The sequence below is a fragment of the Streptomyces sp. P5F9 genome, assembly GCF_057961495.1.
In genome coordinates this window covers 1-3,688 of sequence record NZ_JBXVPZ010000690.1, presented here as the reverse complement: position 1 = coordinate 3,688, position 3,688 = coordinate 1, and the positions used below count along the sequence as shown (strand labels likewise).

Here is a 3,688-nt window from a genome sequence, read left to right as displayed (position 1 = left end):
GCCGACGGCGGGGATACGCGGGGCGCCGTCACCGCGGAACCGTCACCGTGGGACGGGGCGGCAGTCAGGTGGTTGACAGGGGGGCGAGTCCACGCGTCGAAGAGGCCTATAGCGGCCGGGCGATTCGATAATTCGATTCCCGAAATAACTGGCCAATTACCTGGTCACATTATTTTCCTGCGCTCCCGGATTCCCTTCCGGAACTCCGTGACACAGCCGTAATCATCAATCACGGGCTCAGGACATGTCAATACTCGACATTCCGCGGCACCTCACAGAACACCCACACCGAAAAAGAGTCCCATGAAGCTCCCATATAGGAATAAAGGTTCCACAACGTCACACGCTTCCCCCGGAGTGCGGCGAAACGCCATTACGGGCAAAGAAAGGCTCATGTTCCGGCGGACCCGACCGGGTCAGGAGACGCTGGCCGGGCGGTCCTCCGCCTTACGAACTCGTCCGCTCTTCCTCCTGCGGTACGGCGTATCCAGGCACGGAAGGCCAGCGCAGAGTCAGTACCACGGACTCATCCTCCGCGACCCAGGAGTGATCCACTCCCTGGCCCCAGACGACATAGTCGCCCTGTTCTTCCAACAGCACGCTTCGACCGGGGAACTCCATACGGAAGCGACCTGAGATCAGGACCAGGACAGCTGCGCGCACTTCACCCTTCACCCACTGCGCTCGCTGTTCGCCACGCGGGTGAACGCCCCATTTGACCTCCACAGCGTCGCTGTGCAGAGGGCTGCCTTCCTCCTTGAAGTGCCCGAGCAGCCACCCCCGGTCCAGTGCCGCGTCTTTGCCCGCATTACCCACGTACACGCCGTCTTCCATGCGCCGGAACGCTAGCAGCCGAGCGCCTGCGCACGCCTGCCGGAGTTCCAGCCGGATTCCCGCCGACCAGGACTCCTTCTCGCCCGGATCGGCTCACCGGATGGCGTCGACCAGCAGGTTCGCGGCAACCGCCGCTCCGTCGGTGCGGATCCGGCTGCCCAGAGCCTCGGCCCGCGCCCGTGTCTCAGGTGCCAGGGCCGTCTTGAACGCGACGTTCAAGGACTCGGTCGTCGGAGTCGGACTATCGAGTGCCGCACCGAGATCCAGGTCTGCCACCTGACCGGCCCAGTAGGGGTTGTCCGCCAACTGGAGAGGTACCACCACCTGCGGCGCACCCGCCCGGGCGGCCGTCAGCGTCGTGCCCGCACCGCCGTGGTGGACCACCGCGGCCACCCTCTCGAACAGACGCTGATGGCTGACCTCGCCGATGGCGAGGCAGTCGTCCCGGTCGTCGCCCAGGTCCAGGTCCGCCCAGCCGCGGGAGACGAGTACACGGTGATCCTGTGCGCGGATCACCTCGACGGCCCGGCGGGCGATGTCCGGGGACGGGCGTACGCTGCCGAATCCCACGTAGACCGGCGGCGCGCCCGCGTCCAGGAACGTCACCAGTTCGGCCGGCAGCGGGCGTTCGTCCGGCAGTGTCCACGCACCCGTCTGGATCACGTCGAGGCCCGGGGTCTCCCGCCACGGTCCCAGGACCGGGTCCGCCGCCAGCCACGGCCGGTCGGTGAAGACGTGATCACGGACGTTGTCCACCGGCGGCAGACCGAGAACCGCCCGGTGTCGGTTGAGCGGCTCGGCGAACTGCGCGTTCACGCTGCGGGCGTCCAGCTCCCACAGCGTCAGATTGTCGTTCGCCTCCGGCTCCGGCCAGCCCGGCCGCGGTGGCGGAGCATGGTACGGCGACGGCAGGTTGACCGCCGAATAGCTCGTGTACACGTAGCGGACGCCCGCGGCCTCGGCCACGGACCGCGCGGCGATCTGCGCCAGACCCGCCGCCACCAACGCGTCACATCCGTCGAGCGCCGCAGGGAAGATCTCGAACTGTGCGTCGAGCATCTCGGTCCGGTACCGGGACAGATCCGCCGCCGACGGCAGCGTCGTCCCGCTCATCAACTCCCGCACGGGCGGCCCGACCGGAACCAGTCGCACCCCGAGACCTGTCAGTCGCTGCGCGAACTCCTCGTCGGGCGGGGCGCACATCCGCACCTCCACGCCGAGCTCCCGCAGCCGCACCGCGAGTGCCACCAGCGGTTCGACATCGCCCCGCGTCCCGTACGTGGACAACAACACCCGCATTCGGCGTCCTCTTTCGTTCGGTCTACCCGTACGTTTCAGCCCGTGCGCGGCAGCAGTGTACGTCGCATGATCCTGAACGTGGCAGTGGTCCTCGAACACGGGGACGCCGGTATCCGCGCGCCTCGCCCTCGCCCGGGTGCCCACACAAGTCAGCGCCGTCGTACCGGAGTTGGAAGCGTTCGACGCCGGCCAAGTACCGGTTCGGGAGCGCCGTACGGTGACCGACGGCCGGTCTCGTCCCTCTCGTGGGCCAACTCGGCTGTTTCGAGGCCGACTTCTTCCTTCGCCGGTAGCGGCGAATACCCACCCGGCACCTTGGGGACAATCACGTCGATCAACGTTCGCCCCCTCCCCCCACGGAGCTGTCCTCGGTGACTACGGTGAACGCCGGCGTTCCTTCCAGGCCGACGGTGTGTGTGGCGTTGATCTTGGGCCGTCCCTACCCGTACCCGGCGAAGTGCGCAAGGTTCCCGATCGTCGACACAATCTGAGAGCCACTCAATGCATAGTTCGTCCGTGCCCGTTCCTGACGTTTCGATCATCTTGCCCTGCGCCGGGTTCGCGACGCGCTTCGGGGCGCCCTACTCGAAGGAGCTGCACTGCCTGGCTCCCGGGGTCACTGTGCTGGACCGCAGCCTGGAGGCCGTTGTCGAGCTGGCCAAGAGCGGACTCAACGTGCGCCTGGTCGTCGTGATCGGGGCACACAAGCTGGACACAGTGAGCTATCTCGCGCGGTACGCCGAGACGTTTCAAATGGTCTTTGTCTACCAGGACCATTCGCTTGAACCGGATCTCGACGGCGCGATCCGGTCCGCTCTGCCGATGACGCAGGGGCCGGTGGCCCTTGTCCTGCCCGACATCGTTGTCTCCGGCGCGGGTAGTGCCGGCAGTCTCCTCGCCGCGTTGCGACAGACAGAGGTCGCGGGTTGGAGCGTTGTGGCCGCCGAGGAGCGGGACCCCGACACCCTCCGGCAGATGGGCGCGCTGGCCGTGGTCGAGGGGGACGGCATCCTGACGGTTCGGGCGGCCACCGACAAGCCATCGGATCCATCGGGCTTCAACGCGTTCTGGGGCATGGTGGCGGTCACCGAGGAGGAGGCACACCGGCTGCCCGACGTGGCGAGCAAAGGGGCGGACAGCCCGCTGGCCGGTGCGGTCGCCCTCATCGTGGAGCGGATCGTCAACTACAACACCACCGCGGGCTGACTCCTGGGGCGCCGATGAACTTGTGCGCGGACGGCACTGCCGTTCTCACCGGAAAGGGCATCGCCTGAGGGGCACGACCGTTTCATCGTGGCGAGGTGAATCAGGAGGCACTGTTCGGTCGGGTAGCCGCTCTCGTGCATCACGGCCGTGCGGGGTACTACGACGACCACCGCGTTGGCCGGACCCGCACCAGATGGCGGACCAGCCGTACGGGGTCTGCCGGGCGGCCGAGTTGAGTGCACCGGCGAGGTCGATGGCCGCCTCGATCGGCCGGGAGAACTCGCCGTCATCGGCGTGAACGAGACGGGTTCGTCGCGTCAGGGAGCAGGCCGTACCGCCACCCCGGTGC

Annotated in this window: 4 protein-coding genes; 2 read left to right on the top strand and 2 right to left on the bottom strand. The window is 67.4% G+C overall.

Annotated features, from left to right (window positions below):
* Positions 1 to 447: 447 nt before the first annotated feature.
* The gene (locus AC31A1_RS48540) at positions 448 to 834 is read right to left on the bottom strand and encodes a cupin domain-containing protein (protein WP_489659450.1); all 387 of its coding nucleotides are present in this window, start codon (positions 832 to 834) and stop codon (positions 448 to 450) included.
* Between the two features lie 93 nt (positions 835 to 927).
* The gene (locus AC31A1_RS48535) at positions 928 to 2,133 is read right to left on the bottom strand and encodes a glycosyltransferase (protein ID WP_489659449.1); all 1,206 of its coding nucleotides are present in this window, start codon (positions 2,131 to 2,133) and stop codon (positions 928 to 930) included.
* A gap of 516 nt (positions 2,134 to 2,649) precedes the next feature.
* Here AC31A1_RS48535 and AC31A1_RS48530 point away from each other — a divergent pair.
* Both AC31A1_RS48530 and AC31A1_RS48525 read left to right on the top strand, forming a co-directional pair.
* The gene (locus AC31A1_RS48530; RefSeq protein WP_489659448.1) at positions 2,650 to 3,339 is read left to right on the top strand and encodes a glycosyltransferase family protein; all 690 of its coding nucleotides are present in this window, start codon (positions 2,650 to 2,652) and stop codon (positions 3,337 to 3,339) included.
* A gap of 147 nt (positions 3,340 to 3,486) precedes the next feature.
* Positions 3,487 to 3,688, top strand: a 202-nt coding sequence (locus AC31A1_RS48525; protein ID WP_489659447.1) for a hypothetical protein, incomplete at its 3' end; no start/stop codon positions are given.